The sequence below is a fragment of the Streptomyces sp. SGAir0957 genome, from assembly GCF_043523415.1.
Genome location: NZ_CP027293.1, coordinates 8,312,065 through 8,332,778 on the forward strand (window position 1 = coordinate 8,312,065; position 20,714 = coordinate 8,332,778).

Sequence of the window (20,714 nt, forward strand, 5' to 3'; positions counted from 1 at the left end):
GTGGCGGAGTCACGCGTCCGAAAGCCGTCTCTAGGCGCCGTTGACCGCCTGCTCCATGCCGCGCAGTCCCAGGATCAAAGCGCCTTGCGCTTCGGCCCGGGTGCCCAGTTCGCTGAGGTCGAGGACGAACTTGGAGTCCTCGGCGACCGCACCCGGCAGTGCGAAACGGTGCAACGACTCCTTGCAGCCGTCCAGCAGCAGCGGACTCTCGGCGAGCTGCCCGCCGATGACGACGAGGTCCGGGTTGAGCAGGTTGCACAGCTGGGCCAGGGACTGCCCCAGGCGCCGGCCGGCGTCGTGGATCACCCGCATACAGACCGCGTCCTGCGCATGGGCGGCCGAGATGACCTGTTCCAGCGTTTCCGGCGCGGGCACGCTGTTGCGGGCCCGCGCGGCACGGACCTGCGCGATCAGCGCTTCGGCACCGATCACTGTCTCCAGGCAGCCGCGTCCACCGCACTGGCAGACCGCGCCGTGCGGGTCCACGGTGAGATGACCCAGTTCCCCCGCCATGCCGCCGTGGCCCCGCAACACGTTGTTGTGCACGATGATGCCGGCGCCGACACCCGTCGACGCCTTCACGTAGACCACCGTCTCGGGGTGTTCCCGTGTGCCGTAGGTCTGTTCGGCCAGGGCGCCGAGGTTGGCGTCGTTGTCGATGAGGGCGCGCACGCCCAGCCATGTGCCCAGGTCCTTCGCCGGGTCGTCGCCCGTCCGCCAGGGCGGCAGGATCGGCGGGGTGAAGCCACCGGTGCGCGGGCTGATCATCCGGGGGACGGCGATGCCGAGGGAGAACACGTCGGAGCGGCGCTGCCCCGTCCCGTGGATCGCCTCGTCGATCATCTGCTTGACCTCGGGCAGAGCCCGGGACCAGCCCCTGCTGACGCCCGCGGAACTGACCCGTGCGGTCACCTGGTCGAATTCCTTGTCGAGTCTGCGGGCGACCACGGTCATGTGATTGAACCCGAGGTGCACGCCCACGCCGACCGCGTCCACAGCCGAGAGGCAGACCTTGCCGCGCTCCTTGGCGCCGGGCACGAGTCCGGACACCGCGAGTTCGCGGACCGAGGCCGACACGGTGGCCTGTGACAGCAGGGTGCGGTGCGCGATGTCGGCCTGCGTGCCGGACTTTATCGCCACGGCGAGGAGGACTTTCTTGCGGTTGGCCGTCCGGGTGGGGCCGGCCTTGGGCAGTCGGCTCAAAAGATCGTCCGCGTTCGCCATTGGCCCCCAGCCCCCGTGCCCGCACCCGTATCTCGATTTTTTGGATCGAAGAGAAAATAGTACCAGCCGGACCTTCAATTCGAACCAGCTTCTGCTTCGAATAGTTGAGTGGCGCTGGGGTGACTGATGGGGCTTCTGAGTGCTTCCCTGTTCGGAGGCGATCTCCTTACCGGTCGGAAATTGGCTGAAATTGTCCAGGGAAAGTCGTTGCCGTGGGCGTTTTTGGTCAGGATGCCTATCGGTTGATCGACGGGACATCTCGCACCCCGAACCCCGCAGTGGCCGGTGGAGCTGATCCACCGTGTCCCGTACGGTCGATGCGTGATGATCACCACGGGCGCTTTGCGCAGCCTCGGTCTCCCCGACTCCGATGCGCGGTTGCGCTTCGACACGGAGTTTCACGCGACCAGCGGCGGCCCGCGGCGCAGGCTGCTCATGGTCGACGACGCGCCTGCCTTCGAGCTCAGCTTCTACTGCGGGACCTGTCCGTTCCTGTTCCGCAGGCTGGAGACCGCGACGCAGAAACTGTCCCTGGAGAGCGTGCAGGAACGGCTCACCCGTGCGCTGGAGGATCCGGACGAGGGCGGCGTCATCGACGCGTTCGGCACGCTGCTGCCGCAGGGCGAATACCTTCCGCTGCTCCTGAGCGTGCGCCCGCGGCTTGTCGTTCCGGGCAAGGAAGGTGACTACTTCAGCGGCGAACAGGTCACGACGTGGGGGATCGATCAGTTCTGGGGCCTCCCGGAGTACCCGCACACCCCGTACTACCGCACCTTCGAGACCGCCGTCGACGCGAACGCCCACCTGTACGAGTTCGTCGTGCCCATGGTCCCCCCGACCTGGAACGACAGGGAGCGCGTCGAGGAGTACGTCAGGCTCATGGAGGAAGGAACGGTCCCCACGGCGGTGGCGATCTCCACGCTCGACGTGTGCGAACCCGCCGCCGGGGCCCCGGTCGACCACTACCGGCACTGGGGCCTGACCCACTTCCTCCTCGACGGGCACCACAAGCTCGAGGCCGCTGCGACAGCCGGCCGGCCCGTGCGGGTCCTCTCCCTGCTCGCGCTGGGCGAGGGCCTGGCCGGAGCGGAGGACTGCGCCCGGGTGCCCGACCTGCTCGCTCAGCCTCGTTCGGCGCGGGCGAGTGGTAGTTGAGCTTCTGCGCCGGACGCCAGGTCAGGGGTGGCCGACGCGCCCCGTCCCTCGTTCGACGGTCCAGGCAGGCGGAAGCCAAGCCACGTACAGCAAGCGGCCCGCTGTCCTGGGACCGATCATGAAGGGTCCGGGCACAGCCAGACGATTGACCAGACCGTCGACCGTCGACCTGAACGACCCGGAAGACCGGGTGCTCGCACGGAAGAACGGGGAACCCCGTGGAACTGACCCTCGTCGTCATTCTGGGCATCATCAGCATCGTGGTGGTGGCCGCCTTCTCCGAGCGGCTGTCCCTCGCCGCCCCGTTGAGCCTGGTCGTCGTCGGGATCGGCCTGAGCTTCATCCCGGGCGTCCCGCACCCCGAGGTGGAACCCGAACTCATCCTGGCCGGAGTGCTGCCCCCGCTGCTCTACTCGGCGGCCGTGCACATGCCCGTGGTCGACTTCCGGCGCGACTTCCGGACGATCAGCGGCCTCGCCGTGCTGCTCGTCGTCGTCTCGACCCTGGGCGCCGGGTGGCTCTTCCACTGGCTGCTGCCGGAGATCGGCTGGCCCGCCGCGTTCGCACTGGGCGCGGTGATCAGCCCCACCGACGCGGTCGCCGCGACCTCGGTGGGTCAGCGCCTGGGGCTGCCGCACCGGCTCCTCACGGTGCTGGAAGGCGAAGGACTCGTCAACGACGCGACCTCCCTCGTCCTGCTGCGCTCCGCCGTCGCCGCCCTCGCCGGATCGGTCTCCCTGTGGGGGATCGCCGGGCAGTTCCTCTACTCGGTGGCCCTGGCCGTCGGGATCGGGCTCCTCGTCGGGATCGTCAACGTACGGATGCGGGCCCTGCTCGGCGACGCCGTGTTCAACGCGGCGATCTCCTTCGTCGTCCCCTTCATCGCCTTCCTCCCCGCCGAGGAACTCGACGCGTCCGGTGTCCTCGCCGTCGTCGTCGCCGGCCTGGTGACGGGCCACCTCAGCCCGCGCTACCTGCGGGCGCGCGAGCGCATGGCCGAGTCCGTGAACTGGCGCACCGTGTCCTTCCTCCTGGAGAGCGGGATGTTCCTGCTCATGGGCCTCAGCGTGAAGACGCTCGTGGACCAGGTACGCGACAGCGGCACGGACACCGGGCAGGCGCTGCTGATCGGGCTGGCCGCATCGGCCCTGGTCATCGTCGTACGCATCGCGTTCGTCGCGCCGCTCGTCGCGAACCTGCACCGTGAACAGCGACGCGCCGCGGCGTTCAAACCGCGCCTGGACTCGGTGCAGGCCACACTCGAGGGCGGGGGTGACACCCTCGATCCCAGGGTGGAGGAGCGTCTGAACCGCGCGTCGGAGAAGCAGGTGAAACGGTTCCGGCACCGCGTGGACCGCGCGTCCGCCGACATCGAGTTCCGCCTCAATCAGCTTCTCGGCTGGCGCGGCGGCGTCGTTCTCGCGTGGGCGGGTATGCGCGGCGCCATCACCGTCGCCGCCGCGCAGACCATGCCGCAGGACACGCCTCACCGTGCCCAACTCATCCTGATCGCCTACGTCGTCGCGACCACGACGCTGCTGCTGCAAGGACTGACCCTGCCGGCGGTCATCCGCACCGTTCGGGTCCCCAAGGACGACCCTGCCCGTCTCCGGGAGGAGTACTTCCGCCTCGGCGCCGAACTCTCCGAGGCCGCGCGGTCCGTGCTGGACGATCCGGGCACCGACCACGACGGCACACCGTTCAGCGAACCGGTGAAGGACAAGGTCCGTACGGACTCCAGAGCGGACGCCCGCGTACCCGACGGAGCCGGCACAGCGGACCGGGACCACTTCTCGGACCGCGATCAGTACGTGGAGCTCCGGTTGAAGGTGCTGTCCGAACAGGCGGAACGCCTACAGCGGGCCCGCGCCAAGGGCACATACAGTTCCCTCGCGCTGAACCAGGCCCAGAACGTCCTCGACGTCGACGAAGCCCGGCTCCAGTACGCGGCGGACGCGGCGGCCGACATGAAGGACGACTGATACGAACGTGCCCCGCGTCCTGTCGTGCGGGCCCACCTCCTCCGTCATCGCGGGTCGTGACGGAGACCGATGCCCGCGGCGAGCGGTGCGGTTGATCGTCTGGATCTACTGACCTGAGCCGCCCCGCCCCCGGCCACGAGCACTTCCCCCGAGTCGCTGCGCGTCGGCGTCGCACAGGTGCTGGTCCACGAGCGAGAGCATCGCCTCCTCGGTGTCCGGACCGCCGTCGCTCGTGACGTACACCGAGGCGGCGCGGGCTCCGTCCCGCGTGGCGCCGGTCCAGGTGCGGTAGCCGAGGAGTTCACCGCGGTGGCCGAAGTAGGTGCCGCCGCAGGAGAGCGGGATCTCGGCCAGGCCCAGCCCGTACCTGAGGTTCGGTCCCAGCTCGGCTGCGGGCACGGTGCTGGTCATCGCCCTCAGCTGAGCCGGTTTCAGGAGGCGGCCGGTGAGGAGGGCCCGGTAGAACTCGTCCAAGTCGTGAACGGTGCTGATGAGCGCGCCGGACCCGACGGCCATGCTGGGATCGAGCACGGTCACATCGAGCTCGTTGCCCGCGCCGAACGCGGTGTACCCGTGGGCGTGCGGGCCGAGCACCAACGGGAACGTGCCCGGGGCGCTGGTGTCCGTCAGCCCGAGCGGACGGATGATCCGCTCCTCGACCTCCGCCGCCCAACTCCGCCCGGTCACCCGGCGGATGATCATTGCCGCGAGGACGTAGTTGGTGTTGGAGTACGACCAGGCCGGCCGGGCCTGAGGAGCGGAGGGCTCCCGCAGCGCCATCTTCACCAACTGCTCGGGGCGATAGGTGCGCAACCGCTCGGCGCGGTAACCGTCCGCGCTGCTCAGGGCGGGAATCCTGGGCAGGTCGGGGATGCCGCTGGTGTGCTGGAGCAGATCACGCACGGTGACGCGGCGGCGGTCGGGGGAGTGGGTGCTGGTCCTGATCACGCCCGGCAGCCATCGCTCGACGGTGTCGGCGAGGGACAGGCGCCCCTCGCCGGCCAGTTGCAGTACGACGGTGGCGGTGAACGTCTTGGTCGCGCTGCCGATACGGAAGCGGCCCCGCGCCGGGACGGGCCTGCCGGTGCCTCTCACGGCCGTACCGGCCCGCGCGCCGGTCCGGGTGTCCGGTGCCACCGTTTCGGCGGCGACACCGACGACGCCGGTGTCATGAATCGCCTCGACCTGTCGCGCGAGAGCGCTGGAGTGCCGCTGCTCCACCGCGCCGCCGGGCCCGGCCGACGCGGCGAGCACGGCCACCGCGGCCAGTGGTGCCAGGACGAGCCGCACTGGTGGACGTCTTCGAGCCACCTGCATGAAGATCCCCTATGCCGTTGAAGCTGTCCGCCCGACGACATGCGTCAGCCGGAACCGACAGCTCATTTCCTGCGAAGCCGACGGCCCGGGAACACTCCATCACCGCAACGGGACCGGTCCCATGGGGCTGCCCCCCGGGGCGGGGCCATGCTGCCTGCAGGGCGGGCCCGGGGGTATTCCCCACGGGGCCGGCGAGGCCCCGGCGAAAAATTCGGCGTGCGACCCAAAATTATTTTGTGGTGCGGGCCAACTGTTTTTCTGTGCTACTGTCCAACACAGTTGCAGTTGTGGTTCCCGAGCTTAAAGTGGCCCTATCCAGATCCTGCCGGAACCTGCCGGTAGAGGCGCTCCTGTGTTTCCGGTCTTTTTCCGGACGGGGTAATCATCGCGGCGACACGGCGTCCGCGCAGCGTGGATTCCGATGTACTGCCCCGAAGGAGAATGGCATGGCTGCCGGCACCGTGAAGTGGTTCAACGCGGAAAAGGGTTTTGGCTTCATCCAGCAGGACGGCGGCGGCGCCGACGTCTTCGCCCACTACTCGAACATCGCCGCCCAGGGCTTCCGTGAGCTGCTCGAGGGCCAGAAGGTGACCTTCGACCTCGCGCAGGGCCAGAAGGGCCCGACGGCCGAGAACATCGTTCCGGCCTGACGCTCACGCACGTACGGCAGCTGGGGCCCGCATCCTTGGGGGTGCGGGCCCCAGCTGCATTCTCCCGCCGCGGTGGTCAGGCCCGCGGCGTGACGCGGAGCAGTCAGTCACCCTCATCTCCGGGCCCCGTTCAAGGGCGCCACAGTGTATCGAGGGGCAGCGGCCCGGTCGACTCGGCCCGCGGCTCTCTTTCCCCGTCTCCGTCGCGTCGTCCGTACCGATACCGGCGCCGCACGAAAATTCCGCGGCCGAATGTGCCGCCTTTTCCCGGTCCGTACTTGCGATTCGCCGTGCAACGTTTTGCCGCGGGAATTTCTTGCTATGTGCCGCACCGAGGAAGGTTCCGCAATGAACCGCACACGTACGAATGACCGCTCCACCCGTACCCGTGGCGTCGGCGCCGACTTCGAAAAGAGTGCCGACCGCTTCGGCCCGCCGGCGCAGCGCCGTTCCGGCGGTCACGCCCGCTCCGGCGGTCACGCCCGACGGACGGTCACGACGCGCGGTGAGTTCGCGCTCCCCGAAACCGTCACCGCGCCCCTGCCCGCCGTCGAGAGCTTCGCCGAACTCGCCATGCCCGGGCAGCTGTTGACCGAACTCGGCAGGCAGGGCGTGCGCGTACCGTTCCCGATCCAGGGCGCCACCCTGCCGAACTCGCTGGCGGGCCGCGACGTCCTGGGCCGCGGACGCACCGGCTCCGGCAAGACCCTCGCCTTCGGCCTCGCCCTGCTCGCCCGCATCGCCGGGCGACGGACCGAGCCGCGGCGCCCCCTCGGCCTGATCCTCGTACCGACGCGTGAACTGGCACAGCAGGTGACCGACGCGCTGGTGCCGTACGCCCGCTCGGTCGAACTGCGCCTCGCCACGCTGGTCGGCGGAGTGTCGCTCGGCAGGCAGGCCGGTGCGCTGCGCGGCGGGGCCGAGATCGTCGTCGCGACACCCGGCCGGCTCAAGGACCTCATCGACCGCGGCGAGTGCCGGCTGGACGACGTGGGCGTCACGGTTCTCGACGAAGCCGACCAGATGGCGGACATGGGCTTCATGCCCCAGGTCACCGCGCTGCTCGACCAAGTACGCGCCGAAGGGCAGCGGATGCTGTTCTCCGCCACGCTGGACCGCAATGTCGATCTGCTGGTGCGCCGTTACCTGACCGACCCGGTCGTGCACTCGGTCGATCCCTCGGCCGGCGCGGTCACGACGATGGAGCACCACGTGCTGCACGTCCACGGCGCCGACAAGCACGCCGCCACCACCGAGATCGCCGCCCGAGACGGCCGCGTGATCATGTTCCTGGACACCAAGCACGCCGTCGACCGGCTCACCGAGGACTTGCTCAGCAGCGGAGTACGGGCTGCCGCCCTGCACGGCGGCAAGTCACAGCCCGAGCGCACCCGCACTCTCGCGCAGTTCAAGACCGGGCACGTCAGCGTGCTGGTCGCGACGAACGTCGCGGCGCGCGGCATCCACATCGACAACCTCGACCTCGTCGTCAACGTCGACCCGCCGAGCGACCACAAGGACTATCTGCACCGGGGCGGCCGGACGGCCCGCGCCGGTGAGTCCGGCAGTGTGGTCACGCTGGTGACACCCAGCCAGCGCCGCCGCATGGCCCGTCTCCTGATGGCCGCCGGAATCCGTCCGCAGACCACGCAGGTGCGTGCGGGCGAGGAGGCCCTGAGCCGGATCACCGGCGCCCAGGCCCCCTCCGGCATTCCGGTCGTCATCACCGCGCCGGTGGTCGCCCGCGCCAAGCGCGGAGTCTCGGCCCGGAACCGGCGGCGCCCCTCTGCCGCGGCCCGGCGGGCGGCGCTGCGCGAGAGCGCCACCGTCAACCCGGCGGCCTAGAAACATGGTGCAGCACGGAACGAACTCCGTCCTCCAACCACCCACGCAGGAGACACCTTTGACGCTGGTTCAGGAACACCACCGCTCGGCGGGTATCGGCCTTGTGCGACGCATATCGATCGATGCTGTCGACACGGCCGGACCACACGTGTGGGACGACATGAGCGTCGAGGTGGCGCTGGCCGTCATGTCCGCCGCCCGCACCGGCCGTCTGGTGATCTGTGACCAGGACGGCCGGCATGTCGGAGAGGTCACCCGAACCGAACTCGCCGCCGTCCGCGACAGCGCCGCCTACACCGACCGCGTACGCCTGCGCGACCTCCACGTCGGCCGCGCACGTACCACGGACACCCCGTCCCCCTGAAGCGAACAGCGTCACCCCGGCGGGACCCGCTCCCGCCCTACCCCCTATGAGGCCACATGCGCTGCGTCATCGCCCGTTTCCCCTTCGACTTCACGAAGGACGGCGTGCTGGAAACGATGAAGGGGCTCAAGCCCGAACCGGACACCGGTGAGTCCGTGACGATCGGCCGCCGCCGCTATCCGGCGAAGCAGGTCGGCGAGGCCCTCACCCGGCAGGACCGACGTGACTTCAGTGCCGCCGAGGTACTCCGGGCGATGACCCGGCTCGGCTTCACCTGCCACACCGCGGCCTCCAGGGCGGCACCTGTGCGCAGCACACTCAGCCCCCTGCAACAGGCCTCGGCGCTGCTGGGCGGCCCGGGCCCGGCCTGAACCGCCCGGCGAGCGCCCGGCGACCGCCCGGCGCGGACGCGGCTGCCGGGCCGCCGCCGGCCTCGACCGATCGGTTCAGCAGGTGACGACCTTGCCGTAGGAGCCGCGGCCCCAGTTCCACTCCCACTGCTCACCGGGCTGGTAGGTGAGGCACGGCGAGTCGTTGCCCCAGTCGATGACGACCTTCAGGTGCATGGCCTCGTTGCAGTTGTTCGTCACCTTCACGTACTTCCTGTGCTTGATGACGTCCCGCTTGACGCAGGCCGGGGCGGTGCCCTGCGTCGCAGCGGGGGCCGCCGACGCGGTGGGGGCGGCGACGAAGCCGGCGCAGAGGAGAGCCGACGCGGCGACGAGGCCGCGGGACAGACGCTTGCGATACTTCATGTCCTGTTTCCTTTCAGGCAGCCCGAAGGCCGGGAGACGCGCGTCGTTGCGCCGCAAACTCTGCCGATCGCTTCGCCGCCGAAGCCATCGAAATGACTGAAGTGCATCCTTTCGGGGCTTTCTGGCGTGCAACGCGCTTGATCAGGTGCTCTGTGACATGGGCACGCACGAACGTTTTTCCATGGCTCGCTCGGACTCCGGCGTGCGGCAATGGAATAAACGCCCTCCCACGTGCGTACGGTGAAAGGGTCGGGTAATCCGCAGGGGCTCCGCTTGGGAAAACAGGCGACGACGTCCCCTCGCTTCGCGGGCGTACCGATGGGTGACGTGTCCGGCCGGACGCATCGTGTGGCGCGGCTGGCCGGACACGTCCCGTCCTGTTCGCAGGCCCAGTTGAGCGACCGCGTCGGCGGCGCGACCGGGCCTGCCTCGACTGCGGGAACCCGCAGACGGGAGGCCGCCGACGCCTTCCCCGGTACGGGTGATCCTCACACCTCTTCGGAATTCGAGGGAAAATCACTCCTCCGTATATGCAACACCGCAATTGCGTCCTCTCGGTTGTCGGCGTCATGTGCGGAAAGCACTTCGTGGATACGAGACTTGGCGCCGCGAGGGGGCCGGATACTTACGCGCCCCCGTTTTCGTCCTTCGCGAGCGTCTTCCTCACGCCGGGCGTGCGATGCGCGGGCGGGCGTGCGTTCTACGGCCACACAACCTGTCGCCAACGCGGCCAGGGCGTGATCGCCTTAGGCGCACAGGAGCAGCAGCACGTCGAGCCGGGCCGTGGCGGGGTGCCGCACACACTCGCGCGACGACCGCGTGACCCGACGGCCTTTCGGCCGGGTGCGCGGAGCAGGAGACTGAGGGGGCAGCAGGCAAGGGGCGCTCTGTGAAAGGGTGCGTCGAAGCACACTTCGGAAAGCGGGCGGGAACATGGCCGAACTGCCACACGAGGAGCAGTTGGCGGCGGCATTCGTCGATCTCGCCGACACCCTGGTCCAGGACTTCGACGTCATCGGCTTCCTGCACACACTGGCCGATCATTGCGTGCAACTGCTCGACGTGGCGGCCGCCGGCGTCCTGCTCGCCACCCCCGGCGGCCTTCTGGTGGACGCCGCCGCCTCCGACGAGCGCACCCGTCGGCTGGAGGTGGCCAGCCTGGAGTGGGACGAGGGCCCCTGCCGGGACTGCTACCACTCCCGGCATCAGGTCCCCGACGTCCTGCTGGACACGCCGGCCGCCCGCAAGCGGTGGCCCCGGTTCGCGCCGCGCGCCGTGCAGCTCGGCTTCGCCTCGGTCGTGGCCTGCCCGCTGCGGCTGCACGAGCAGACCATCGGCGCCCTGAACCTCTTCCGCGACCAGCCGGGCCCGCTCGGCCCCTCCCAACTGCGCCTCGGCCAGGCGCTGGCCGACACCGCCACCATCGGCGTCCTGCACCAGCGCGCGGTCAACGAACAGATGACGCTGAACGCGCAACTCCAGGCAGCCCTGGACGCCCGCGTCATCATCGAACAGGCCAAGGGAAACCTCGCCCACCGCCTCGACATCGACGCGGAGGAAGCGTTCAGAGTGCTGCGTATCCACGCGCGCCGGCGCCAGATGCGGCTCACCGACCTCGCCCGGCAGGTGCTCCAGGGCACGGCCGATCCCACGCTCCTGCAGCGGCACGGTCAGTGAACGGCCCGAAACCCGCCAGGAACGTGCCCACCGTGTCCCGGTCGTACAGCGCCCCGCCCGGAAGGGGGCGGCCCCGGTGACGCACCCGGCCCTCACCTCCTACCTGCACGCCCTCAGTTCCCACACCGGTCCCGGCATGGCACCCCTGCCCCTGGAAGCCTTCGCCCACATGCTCGGCCTGGACGGGCTCGCCCTGCTGCGCTCGCCCAGCCGTGGCCCGGCCGAACTCGTCGAGTCCCACGGCAAGCACACGCTCGCCCTCGAGGACCTCCAACGCGTCCAGGGCCAGGGCCCCAGCCTGGACGCGGCCCGCCACGGAAACCTGCAGCTCCTGCCCGACCTCCGCGGGCTCGGACACGAGAGGTGGCCCGGCCTGCCCGCCGCGATCCAGGCCCTCGACGTGCACGCCGTCTTCTCCTTCCCCTTGCGGATCGGGATCATCCAGCTCGGCGCCTTCACCGGTCACCGCACCCGCCCCGGACCCCTGTCGCCCGGTCAACTGGCCGACGCCCTCACCCTGGCCACCACCCTCGCGCAGCTCACCGTCGCCATGCAGGCGCACGCCCATCCGGCCCGGATCGCGCTCCTCGACGAGCCGCAGCTGCACTTCGCCGAAGTGCACCAGGCCACGGGAATGCTCGCCGCCCAGCTCGACAGCGACTGCGACGAGGCGCTGATCCGGCTGCGCGCGTACGCCTTCGGCCACGACCGCCCGCTGCTGCACGTGGCCCGCGACGTACTCGCCCGACGCCTCCACCTCGGCGACAACGGCACGGCCCAGCCCTGAAAGCCTGAGAGCCTGGGAGCGGCCAGCGTTACGGCGCGAGTGACCTTCACTAGTTGCAGCTCGCCCTCGACCCGCCGGACTCCGCCGAGCTCGATGTGGTGCGTCGGCGCCTGGGTGAGCAACCCGCCGTTGCCAAGGCTGGGCTCGGACCCGTCTCTTGACGTGAACCTGTCGACAGTTCTACCGTCCCGAAAGGCACGCGCCCCGCTCCCGCGCAACTGAGCGCTCCGCCGTGCACGGAACACCCCAAGCAATTTCGCCTCAACGGCGCTCGAAGCTCCCCGCTCATCGGGGACAACGTTGTCAGAGGCGTCCCGCACAGTCCTGTCCCGCACGCTGCCCGCCGGTCCCCGGACCCGGTGGACACCAGCACAAGGAGATCAAGGACATGAGACGCACCCCCCACCCATCGGTGTCCCTGGGCACCGGGCTGCTGGCCGCGACCGCGCTCGCGGCGTCGTTCCTCGTCGCGCCCGGAGCCGCGGCGGCCCCCTCCGCCCCAGCCCTCGTGGCCGCGCCGGCGACACTCGTCAACCCGTTCATCGGCACGTCGAACCAGGCCAACGACTTCCCCGGCGCCGACGTTCCGTTCGGCATGGTGCAGTGGAGCCCCGACACCCCCTCGCGGCCCCCGGGCGGCGGCTACGAGTACAACGACAAGTCGATCACCGGCTTCAGCCTGACGCACATCGCGGGGCCCGGCTGCGGCGCCGCCGGGGACGTCCCGGTGCTCCCGACCGTCGGCGCGGTCAGCACCTCGGCGACCGACAGCTTCAGCCACGCCAACGAGAGCGCCTCCGCCGGGTCCTACAAGGTGGCCCTTGACAACAAGGTCACCACCGAGCTGACCGCCACCAGGCGCAGCGGCATGGCGCGCTTCTCGTTCCCCTCGACCACGCAGGCCAACCTGGTCTTCAAGCTGACCGGCAGCCAGAACGGGGCGAGCAACACGCAGTTCAACGTCGTCTCGTCCACCGAGGTGAGCGGCCAGGTCACCAGCGGGCGCTTCTGCGGGGCGGGCAACACCTACACGGTCTACTTCGACATGGTCTTCGACCAGCCCTTCAAGACCAGCGGTGCCAGTGCCGCCGCGTCCACCCTCCGCGAGCCGGCCGGGCAGGGCGCCGCACAGAGCGCCGTGGAGAAACCCAACAAGCCCGTCCTGCACGGTGAACCGGCCACCGCCTCTGACGCCGGCACACGTGTGGGGGAGAAGGCGCAGGCCGCACCCGCCCAGAACGGTTACGTGACGTTCGACGCGACCGCACATCCCACCGTGCAGGCCAAGGTCGGCATCAGCTACGTGTCCGTCGCCAACGCCACCGCCAACCGCACCGCGGAGAACACGGGCTGGGACTTCGACGCCACCCGAAGCGCCGCCCAGAACGCGTGGAACAGCGAGCTCGGGAAGATCCAGATCGGCGGCGGCAGCGCCGCCCACCAGCAGATGTTCTACACGGCGCTGTACCACTCCCTGCTCCACCCGAACATCGTCAGTGACACGAACGGGCAGTACGCGGGTTTCGACGGCCGCACACATACCGTCGACTCCGGGCACCAAGCGGTCTACGGCAACTATTCCGGGTGGGACATCTACCGCTCCCAGGCGCAGCTGGAGGCGCTCGTCGACCCGCAGGTGGCTTCCGACACGGCGCAGTCGATGCTCGACGACTACCGGCAGACCGGCATCTTCCCCAAGTGGTCGGAGTACAACGGCGAGTCGTATGTGATGGTCGGTGACCCAGCCGCCGCGATCATCGCCGACTACTACGCCTTCGGCGCCCGGCGGTTCGACGCCGCCGAGACGCTGAAGGGGCTGGTCGCCCAGGCCTCGAAGACCAACAACGACCGCCCAGGACTCACTTACCTGAACTCTCCCGGCTGGATGCCGCACGACGGCAGCTACGGCTGCTGCAACTTCTACGGCCCTGTCGCCACCACCCTCGAGTACAACACCGCGGACTTCGCCCTGTCCGCGCTTGCCGGCGCCCTCGGTGACACCGCGAGCCAGAACACGTATGCCGCCAGGGCGCAGAACTGGCGCCACGTCCTCAACCCCGCCTCCGGCTTCGTGGAGCCGCGCAACGCCGACGGAGCGTGGACCGGCGGCTTCGACCCCACCAGCGGTACGGACATGGTCGAGGGCGACTCGTGGATCTACACGGGCATGATCCCGTTCAACGTCGCCGGTCTCGCCAAGGCCAAGGGCGGCAACACCGCCATGAACCACTACCTCGACACCGTGCTGCGCAGCTTCACCGGCGCCAACGGCTATGCCTGGGTGGGCAACGAGCCGAGCATCGAACTGCCGTGGGAGTACGACTACACAGGCGCCCCCTACAAGACGCAGAGCACCGTACGGGCCATCCAGAACCAGATCTGGTCCACCGCGCCGAGCGGTCTCGCCAACGGCAACGACGACCTCGGGGCGATGAGCGCCTGGTACGTGTGGTCCGCGCTCGGCATGTTCCCGCAGACCCCGGGCACGGCCGATCTCGCTCTGGGCTCGCCTGTCTTCCCGCAGGCCGTCGTCACCCTGCCCTCGGGCAAGACGCTGACCATCAATGGGAACGGCGCCGCCGACGACGCGCCGTACGTCCAGTCGGCGTCCTGGAACGGGGCCTCCTGGAACAACGCCTACGCCCCGGCCGCGGCCGTCACCTCGGGCGGCACCCTCACCTACAACCTCGGCGCCACCGCGAACACCGGTTGGGCGTCCGGCAGTTCCGCCGCACCGCCCTCCTACAGCGGCGGCGTCGCGGCCCCGGCCACGCCCCGGATCGGCCCGCTCGCGTCGGCCGTCGCGGGCACCAACGGCAAGCTGTGCGTCGACGTCGCCAACTCCGGCACGGGGGACGGCACACAGCTCCAGACCTGGGGGTGCAACCAGACCTACGCCCAGGACGTGACCGTCGCCGCCGACAGCACACTCCGCGTGCTCGGCAAATGTGTCGACGTCAGCAACAGCGGAACGGCCGACGGCACCCTCGTCCAGCTCTACCGCTGCAACGGCACCGGCGCGCAGCAGTGGAAGCCGAGCGGCAACGGTTCGCTCCTGAACCCGAACTCCGGGAAGTGCCTGGACATTCCCAACTCGGCGCCGTCCGGGGGCACGCAGCTGCAGATCTACACCTGCAACGGCACGGGGGCGCAGAACTGGACGCTCCCGGCGACTACGACTACGGCTGGGACTATGACTACGGCTACGGGTGCGGCCGGGAGCGGGAACCGCTAGCAGGGCCGTCCATGGTGCGCGGTCCGGGGTCGTGGTTGCCGACCGGGTCACTCCGGCAGGGGCAGGCACTCGTCGAGCAGGTCGAGGACGTCCCGCCAGGCCCGCTGGGCGTGCCGCGGATGGTAACCGACCCCGGGTCGCACGGTGTGGTCGACCGGGGGGTGATGGAAGGCGTGCAAGGCACCGCCGTAGACCGTGAGGCGCCAGTCGACGCCCGCGGCCCGCATCTCGGCGGTGAACGCCTCCCGTTGCGCAGGCGGCATGATCGGGTCCTCTGACCCGACCCCGGCCCACACCGGGCACTGAATGCGGGCCGTCTCGCCCGGCCGCCCCGTGGTCAGCGCGTTGACGGTCGCGATCGCGCGCAGGTCGACGCGGTCGCGCCCGAGTTCCAGCGCGATCGCGCCCCCGGTGCCGTAGCCGATGGCGGCGATCCGGCGGGGGTCGGCCCGTGGCTCGGCGTGCAGGACGTCGAGCGCCGCGTGGCCGATGCCCCGCATCCGGCCGGGGTCGGCGAGCAGCGGCAGGCAACGGGCCAGCATCTCCTCGGGGTCGTCCAGGTAGCGCCCGCCGTGGAGGTCGAAGGCCAGCGCCACGTACCCCCGCTCGGCGAGCGCGTCGGCCCGGCGGCGTTCGATGTCGCTGAGGCCCACCCCCTCGGGCCCGACCAGGACCGCGGGCCGGCGGTCGGCACCGGTGGGGAGCGCGAGATGCCCGCTCATCGTCAGGCCGTCGGCCGCGTATGCGACCGTGCGCGTGGTAATCGTCGTCATGGGGCTGGACCGTAATGATCGTCGAGCCCGGCCGGGCCGGTGTTCTGCCGTCGGCAGAGGGCGTACTCCCGCGTCACCCCGTCGGCGTCCGGAACCAGCCAGTGGCGGTCCGCGCGGATGCGCGCAGGACCCTGGCCCCCCGCTGCCGCCCGGTGGGAACCTGCCGGAGCGTCGCGGGCCTCCCGCGCGCACGCCCGCAGCGGCCCGGTTCACGAGGGGAGCCGACATGAATGCGCTGACCACCCGCCTCACCGAGAGGTTCGCCGTCCGCTATCCGTTCGTGTGCGCCGGGATGGCTTTCGCGGGCGGCACCCCCGAGCTGGCAGCGGCCGTCTCCGGCGCCGGGGGCATCGGCGGCGTGGGGGCGGGGCTGATGCCCCCGGACACGCTCCAGCAGGTGATCCACGAGCTGCGCAAGGGTGTGGGCGACGCTCCGTTCCACATCAACCTGATCACGTACTTCGACACGAGTGAACTGGTCCGCGTCTGCGCCGAGGAGCGGGTGCCGATCGTCTCCTTCCACTGGGGCCATCCGCCGCAGGACCAGCTCGCGCAGTTGCGTGAGGCGGGGGTGTCGGTGTGGGAGCAGGTCGGCTCCGCCGACGCGGCCGGGCGGGCTGTCGAGGACGGCGTGGAGGTCGTCGTCGCCCAGGGCTGGGAGGCGGGCGGTCACAACTACGGCGGACTGCCGACCATGGTCGGCGTGCCCGCGGTGGTGGACGCCGTGGGGGAGCGGGCGCTCGTCCTGGCGGCGGGCGGGATCACCGACGGACGGCAGGTCGCGGCGGCCCTGTGTCTGGGCGCCGACGGCGTATGGGTGGGGACGCGTCTGGTCGCCTCCGACGAGGCGCACGTACATCCGGAGCATCATCACCGGCTGATCGCCGCGCGGGGCGAGGACACCGTACGCAGTGGGGTGTTCGGCCCCGAATGGCCGGAGTTCAATCCGATGCGGGTGCAGCGTGACCGCGTCGTACGGGAGTGGAGCGACCGGCTGGACGAGGTGCCGACCGACCGGGACGGACTCGACCAGGTCGGCACCACGGTCATCCAGGGCGAGGAAACCGTGTTGCGCAAGTTCAACGTGCTGCCGCCGACCCCCGCCACCCGGGCGGACTGGGAGGAGATGCCCTGGCTGATGGGCCAGGGCGTCGGCCTCGTCCGGCCCGCCGCGGACATCGTCCGGGAGCTGATGGACGAAGCCGAACGGGTCCTGACGACGCGCCTCCGTCCGTGAGGGACCGTCGGGGCATTCAGGCATTCGGGCATTCGGGCATTCACGCACTCGTGCGTTCGTGTCCAGAGGCAGAGGTCAGCCCGTCACTCGCTGCCGTGGGTGGGGATCGCCCAGGAAGGGGAAGTCGGCGCGAAGGTCGGTGTGGGGGCGTAGGCCGTCGTGGGGTACGGCGCCGTTGCTCAGTTGGGCGACTCCCATGTTGATGACGTCGTCGGTGAGGTTGCGGCCGTTGGGGAAACCTGCGGCGTTCGTGCAGTCGTACGTCAGGAGATCGGGAAGCAGGCTCTCCGCGAGGGCGAGGGCCCGGTCACTGGGGTGGCCCGCGTGCTCGAAGACGTGCGCGAACTTGGCGAGGAAGCCTTCGCGGTCGTGGGACGGTTCCTGCTGGTTCCAGATCCGCTTGTCGTCGTCGCTCTGGTTGAAGTTGGCGTCGATCCCGGGCCGTCCGACGCGGTCGCCCTGGACCAGCCGGCCGTCGTGCGGTACGAGAACCCGGGCCTAGACGCCGACCTGTGGGTTCGGGCCGAGGGCGCTGTTGGGGACTTCGAGGACGATGCCGAAGACGTTCTTGTCGGCGAAGAGGTCCTTTCCGGTCCACTGGAACTTGTCGGCCGCGCCGACGGGATCGGCGAAGAACGGGTCGCTGCGGAGCCCGGCGAAGAACCTGAAGTCGCCGGCCGTGCTGATCTGCGGCTCGGAGCCGAAGGTCACGGGGGCGTCGCGCAGGATGGTGTCCCCCGCGTCGAGGTCGGCGGCGGCCTCGCGGCCCGTGGCCAGTCGCAGGGTCGCGGTCTGTGCGCCCTCTCGCACCGGTGAGAAGCGCAGACGGAAGGCGATGTCGGTGACCGCGTCGGCGTCGGTGTCCACACCTATCTCGTAGACCGACTCGTGGTCGACGGCGTCATCGGTGATCGGTGAGGTCGGGTTGATGTCGACGACCAGGATGGTCCTGGTCGCGTCGCCGGGCTTCTGGAACACGTAGAGATCGGTGATGTGACTTCTGGGGTCCATGCTCGTGGGGCTGATGCCCAGGCCGGAGACGTGGTGCGCCATGGGAGAACTCCTGTCGGCCGACGGTGCGGAGCGGAGCGGGCGGCGCGCGGCATCGCACCCGAGCTTCGACGGTGCGTCGATGCCGACTGCCTTGGAGGTGGGTTCGATGTACGTGGTCCGTGGATCGTCGACAGCAACGGTCATGGAGCGGCGGTCCGCTGTACATCCGTCATCCGACGTAATTGCGGGGCACCACTGTGCCGACTGATGCCGGGCCGTCAGCGCAGCGTCCTGAAGGCCGCGCGGACCTCCTGGGAGAACAGCCGCGGCTGCTCCCACGCGGCGAAGTGACCGCCCTTGTCGACCTCGTTCCAGTGGATGAGGTTGCCGTAGGCCCGCTCACCCCAGCTCCGGGGCGCCGGGTAGATCTCACCCGGGAACACCGTGACCGCGACAGGGACATCCGGGATGTCGACGGCGTCGAAGGGGCCACCGCCCCCACGCGCGGCCTCCCAGTAGAGCCGGGACGACGAAGTCCCCGTATTGGTCAGCCAGTAGAAGGAGATCGCGTCGAGCATCTCGTCGTAGGTGAGGACCTTCTCGGGTTCGCCGCCGCTGTCGGTCCACTCCGCGAACTTGTCGTAGTTGAACGCCGCCGTCCCGACCGGGGAATCGGCCAGGGAGTAGCCGATCGTCTGCGGACTCTGGTTCATCATCGCCGCGTATCCGTAGCCGTCGCGATAGAAGTGCAGCAGCCGGTCGTAGGCGGTCTTCTCGCGCTCCGACAGTCCCGCCGGCGCGGGGTCGTAGTTGCGCAGGTGTCGGATGATGTCGGGCGGCACGGTGCCGGGCATGTTGACATGTATGCCGAGCAGACCGGGGACACGTTGCAGTGCCAGTTGGTGCGAGACGGTCGAACCCCAGTCACCTCCCTGGGAGACGTAGGTCCGGTAGCCGAGGCGCTGCATGAGCGTGTCGAAGGCCCGTGCCGTGCGGGCGGGGTTCCAGCCGGTGGAGGAGGGTTTGGCGGAGAAGCCGTATCCCGGCAGTGTCGGCAGGACGAGGTGGAAGGCGTCCTCCGCGCGCCCACCGTGCGCGGTGGGGTCGGTGAGCGGTCCGACCACCTTCAACAGCTCGACGATCGAGCCGGGCCAGCCGTGCGTCATCAGCATCGGCAGGGCGCCGGTGTGCGGTGAGCGGATGTGGGCGAACTGGATGTCGAGGCCGTCCAGCTCGGTGATGAACTGCGGCAACGCGTTGAGCCGGGCCTCCACCTTGCGCCAGTCGTAGCCACTGCCCCAGTACTCGACCAGCGGGCGGAGCTTCGCCAACTGCACGCCCTGGGTCCGGTCGTCGACGGTCTCTCTCTCCGGCCAGCGTGTGTCCCGCAGACGGCGCCGAAGCGCGGCGATCTCCCTCTGAGGGACCTTGATACGGAAGGGACGTACGCCTTTGACGCGCTTCACCGGTGCCGCCGAACGGGCGGTTCCGGGCGGGGGGACGGCCGGCTGCTCGCCCGTCGTCGCTCCCCGCGCCTGGAAGGGAAACCCGAGCTGAGCGACGAGGGCACCGCCGGCGGCGAGACCGAGCAACCGCCGACGCCCCGAATTGATCTGACCGCTCTTGCCTTTCGCACTCATCGGAAGCTCCTTCTCCCGGTGACGGCGGCGGGTGAACGGCTCCGCGTCACCGTGGAACGAGGTCTTGGGCGCGCCCTGAATCCGCAGTCGCGAGAGGGACGGTAGAACATCGAGCGCCGATCCCTGGCGGCCTTGTCAGCATCCCGTCAAAAGTCACTCCTGCGTCTAGCGGGCCGTGCAGGTACTGGACGAGAAGGACGGAGCGACTCTCGGCCTGTCTCGTCCTGTGGGGTCGGCAGGGCGTACAGCGGGCGCAGGAACGGGGCGACGTCGCTGTCGGTGATCAGCGCGGTCAACTCCGGTGCCCAGCCTCCGCATCGCGTCCGGATACGGTGGCGGGCCGTGTTCAGACGCGCGTCGATCGAAAGGCAGGCCTTTGTGCGCACCCTCTACGTCGTCACCCACCCGGAGGCAACGCACCACGTCGAGGGAGTCGTGGGCGGATGGCACGACTCGCGCCTGACGCCTTCCGGCGTTCGTGCGGCATCTTCCATCGCCGAGGCGCTCAGGGCCCGGATACCCGACGGCGCGGAAGTCGAGCTGTTCTCCTCGGACCTGCGGCGCACACGGCAGACCGCCGAGGCGGTGGCCGCCCTGTTCGGCGTGGAGCCGACTTTCGACCGCAGACTCCGGGAGAAGTCCTACGGCGAGGCGGGCGGGATGCCTCAGGAGTGGCTGGACCAGCGCTTCGTCCCGCCGCCGGCCGTCGGGGAGCGGATGGACCATGACGAGGGTGTGGAGGGTGCTGAGACGAAGGCGCAGTGGGTGCGTCGCGTCTACGAGGCCATGGACGAGATCCTGCGGCGCCCCTGCGCACACCAGATCATCGTGACGCACGGCGGTTCGCTGACCTTCGTCCTGGCGTCCTGGATCAGGATGCCGATCGAGTCGGCCGACTACGTCAGCTTCCGGGGCCCTTCCGGCAGTATCACCACGCTGCGCGAGGACGACTTCTTCCACAACCGGCAAGTCGTCAGTCTCGGCGACACGCGCCATCTCGACGTCGCGCGACATTGAAAACCCCCGCCGTCTTCCGACGCCCTGGGCGCGGGGTCCGGGCACCCGGGGCGTCGGCCGCGG

Annotated in this window: 18 protein-coding genes; 11 read left to right on the forward strand and 7 right to left on the reverse strand. The window is 69.9% G+C overall.

The features are described 5' to 3' along the window. Positions 1-30: 30 nt before the first annotated feature. Positions 31-1,224 carry an ROK family transcriptional regulator gene (locus C1N81_RS43135; RefSeq protein WP_394437218.1) on the reverse strand — a complete coding sequence of 398 codons (1,194 nt, stop codon included), beginning with the start codon at positions 1,222-1,224 and terminating at the stop codon, positions 31-33. Between the two features lie 324 nt (positions 1,225-1,548). Between C1N81_RS43135 and C1N81_RS43140 the strand changes: the two genes are divergently transcribed. After that, entirely contained in the window at positions 1,549-2,379 is an 831-nt protein-coding gene (locus C1N81_RS43140; RefSeq protein WP_394438575.1) for a hypothetical protein, read from the forward strand. A gap of 218 nt (positions 2,380-2,597) precedes the next feature. Next, positions 2,598-4,361, forward strand: a complete 1,764-nt coding sequence (locus C1N81_RS43145; protein WP_394437219.1) for a cation:proton antiporter — start codon at positions 2,598-2,600, stop codon at positions 4,359-4,361. A gap of 105 nt (positions 4,362-4,466) precedes the next feature. On the opposite strand, the gene C1N81_RS43150 is transcribed toward C1N81_RS43145, so the two are convergent. After that, on the reverse strand, positions 4,467-5,678 hold the full coding sequence (locus tag C1N81_RS43150; RefSeq protein WP_394437221.1) for a serine hydrolase domain-containing protein: 1,212 nt from the start codon (positions 5,676-5,678) through the stop codon (positions 4,467-4,469). Positions 5,679-6,124: 446 nt separating this feature from the next. Between C1N81_RS43150 and C1N81_RS43155 the strand changes: the two genes are divergently transcribed. From C1N81_RS43155 to C1N81_RS43170, 4 genes are all read left to right on the forward strand, one after another. Next, positions 6,125-6,328 (forward strand): cold-shock protein, encoded by a 204-nt coding sequence (locus C1N81_RS43155; protein ID WP_394437222.1) that lies wholly within the window; start codon positions 6,125-6,127, stop codon positions 6,326-6,328. Between the two features lie 348 nt (positions 6,329-6,676). Next, positions 6,677-8,173 (forward strand): DEAD/DEAH box helicase, encoded by a 1,497-nt coding sequence (locus C1N81_RS43160; protein ID WP_394437224.1) that lies wholly within the window; start codon positions 6,677-6,679, stop codon positions 8,171-8,173. Positions 8,174-8,231: 58 nt separating this feature from the next. Beyond that, the gene (locus C1N81_RS43165; protein ID WP_394437226.1) at positions 8,232-8,537 is read left to right on the forward strand and encodes a CBS domain-containing protein; all 306 of its coding nucleotides are present in this window, start codon (positions 8,232-8,234) and stop codon (positions 8,535-8,537) included. Positions 8,538-8,593: 56 nt separating this feature from the next. After that, entirely contained in the window at positions 8,594-8,908 is a 315-nt protein-coding gene (locus C1N81_RS43170) for an SCO5918 family protein (RefSeq protein ID WP_394437228.1), read from the forward strand. A gap of 75 nt (positions 8,909-8,983) precedes the next feature. On the opposite strand, the gene C1N81_RS43175 is transcribed toward C1N81_RS43170, so the two are convergent. Then, the gene (locus C1N81_RS43175; RefSeq protein ID WP_394437229.1) at positions 8,984-9,292 is read right to left on the reverse strand and encodes a hypothetical protein; all 309 of its coding nucleotides are present in this window, start codon (positions 9,290-9,292) and stop codon (positions 8,984-8,986) included. Positions 9,293-10,225: 933 nt separating this feature from the next. Between C1N81_RS43175 and C1N81_RS43180 the strand changes: the two genes are divergently transcribed. The 3 genes from C1N81_RS43180 to C1N81_RS43190 all read left to right on the forward strand — a co-directional run bounded on the left by C1N81_RS43180 (position 10,226) and on the right by C1N81_RS43190 (position 14,991). Continuing rightward, positions 10,226-10,969: a GAF and ANTAR domain-containing protein gene (locus C1N81_RS43180; RefSeq protein WP_394437231.1), complete on the forward strand. Its 744-nt coding sequence runs from the start codon at positions 10,226-10,228 to the stop codon at positions 10,967-10,969. A 76-nt stretch (positions 10,970-11,045) separates the two neighbouring features. After that, positions 11,046-11,756, forward strand: coding sequence for an ANTAR domain-containing protein (locus tag C1N81_RS43185; RefSeq protein ID WP_394437233.1), 711 nt, complete (start codon positions 11,046-11,048; stop codon positions 11,754-11,756). Positions 11,757-12,144: 388 nt separating this feature from the next. Beyond that, a complete protein-coding gene (locus C1N81_RS43190) occupies positions 12,145-14,991 on the forward strand; it encodes a lectin (protein ID WP_394437235.1) in 2,847 nt (948 codons plus the stop codon). Between the two features lie 47 nt (positions 14,992-15,038). Here C1N81_RS43190 and C1N81_RS43195 read toward each other — a convergent pair whose 3' ends face one another. Beyond that, positions 15,039-15,764: a dienelactone hydrolase family protein gene (locus tag C1N81_RS43195; RefSeq protein ID WP_394437237.1), complete on the reverse strand. Its 726-nt coding sequence runs from the start codon at positions 15,762-15,764 to the stop codon at positions 15,039-15,041. Positions 15,765-15,990: 226 nt separating this feature from the next. Between C1N81_RS43195 and C1N81_RS43200 the strand changes: the two genes are divergently transcribed. After that, on the forward strand, positions 15,991-17,001 hold the full coding sequence (locus C1N81_RS43200; protein ID WP_394437239.1) for an NAD(P)H-dependent flavin oxidoreductase: 1,011 nt from the start codon (positions 15,991-15,993) through the stop codon (positions 16,999-17,001). 75 nt (positions 17,002-17,076) lie between these two features. Here the strand turns inward: C1N81_RS43200 and C1N81_RS43205 are convergent, their stop codons facing one another. From C1N81_RS43205 to C1N81_RS43215, 3 genes are all read right to left on the reverse strand, one after another. Next, positions 17,077-17,469, reverse strand: a complete 393-nt coding sequence (locus C1N81_RS43205) for a DUF4331 family protein (protein WP_394438577.1) — start codon at positions 17,467-17,469, stop codon at positions 17,077-17,079. Positions 17,470-17,499: 30 nt separating this feature from the next. Beyond that, a complete protein-coding gene (locus C1N81_RS43210) occupies positions 17,500-18,198 on the reverse strand; it encodes a DUF4331 family protein (RefSeq protein ID WP_394437241.1) in 699 nt (232 codons plus the stop codon). A 74-nt stretch (positions 18,199-18,272) separates the two neighbouring features. Next, the gene (locus tag C1N81_RS43215) at positions 18,273-19,634 is read right to left on the reverse strand and encodes an epoxide hydrolase family protein (protein WP_394437243.1); all 1,362 of its coding nucleotides are present in this window, start codon (positions 19,632-19,634) and stop codon (positions 18,273-18,275) included. A 378-nt stretch (positions 19,635-20,012) separates the two neighbouring features. Here C1N81_RS43215 and C1N81_RS43220 point away from each other — a divergent pair, with 378 nt between their 5' ends. After that, positions 20,013-20,651 carry a histidine phosphatase family protein gene (locus tag C1N81_RS43220; RefSeq protein WP_394437245.1) on the forward strand — a complete coding sequence of 213 codons (639 nt, stop codon included), beginning with the start codon at positions 20,013-20,015 and terminating at the stop codon, positions 20,649-20,651. Positions 20,652-20,714: the final 63 nt, after the last annotated feature.

Excerpts from the sequence above, each read along its gene's own strand:
- C1N81_RS43135 (WP_394437218.1), bottom strand. The coding sequence starts at position 1,224 with ATGGCGAACGCGGACGATCTTTTGAGCCGACTGCCCAAGGCCGGCCCC.
- C1N81_RS43140 (WP_394438575.1), top strand. The coding sequence starts at position 1,549 with ATGATCACCACGGGCGCTTTGCGCAGCCTCGGTCTCCCCGACTCCGAT.
- C1N81_RS43150 (WP_394437221.1), bottom strand. The coding sequence starts at position 5,678 with ATGCAGGTGGCTCGAAGACGTCCACCAGTGCGGCTCGTCCTGGCACCA.
- C1N81_RS43155 (WP_394437222.1), top strand. The coding sequence starts at position 6,125 with ATGGCTGCCGGCACCGTGAAGTGGTTCAACGCGGAAAAGGGTTTTGGC.
- C1N81_RS43160 (WP_394437224.1), top strand. The coding sequence starts at position 6,677 with ATGAACCGCACACGTACGAATGACCGCTCCACCCGTACCCGTGGCGTC.
- C1N81_RS43170 (WP_394437228.1), top strand. The coding sequence starts at position 8,594 with ATGCGCTGCGTCATCGCCCGTTTCCCCTTCGACTTCACGAAGGACGGC.
- C1N81_RS43175 (WP_394437229.1), bottom strand. The coding sequence starts at position 9,292 with ATGAAGTATCGCAAGCGTCTGTCCCGCGGCCTCGTCGCCGCGTCGGCT.
- C1N81_RS43180 (WP_394437231.1), top strand. The coding sequence starts at position 10,226 with ATGGCCGAACTGCCACACGAGGAGCAGTTGGCGGCGGCATTCGTCGAT.
- C1N81_RS43190 (WP_394437235.1), top strand. The coding sequence starts at position 12,145 with ATGAGACGCACCCCCCACCCATCGGTGTCCCTGGGCACCGGGCTGCTG.
- C1N81_RS43195 (WP_394437237.1), bottom strand. The coding sequence starts at position 15,764 with ATGACGACGATTACCACGCGCACGGTCGCATACGCGGCCGACGGCCTG.
- C1N81_RS43200 (WP_394437239.1), top strand. The coding sequence starts at position 15,991 with ATGAATGCGCTGACCACCCGCCTCACCGAGAGGTTCGCCGTCCGCTAT.
- C1N81_RS43210 (WP_394437241.1), bottom strand. The coding sequence starts at position 18,198 with ATGACCGTTGCTGTCGACGATCCACGGACCACGTACATCGAACCCACC.
- C1N81_RS43215 (WP_394437243.1), bottom strand. The coding sequence starts at position 19,634 with ATGAGTGCGAAAGGCAAGAGCGGTCAGATCAATTCGGGGCGTCGGCGG.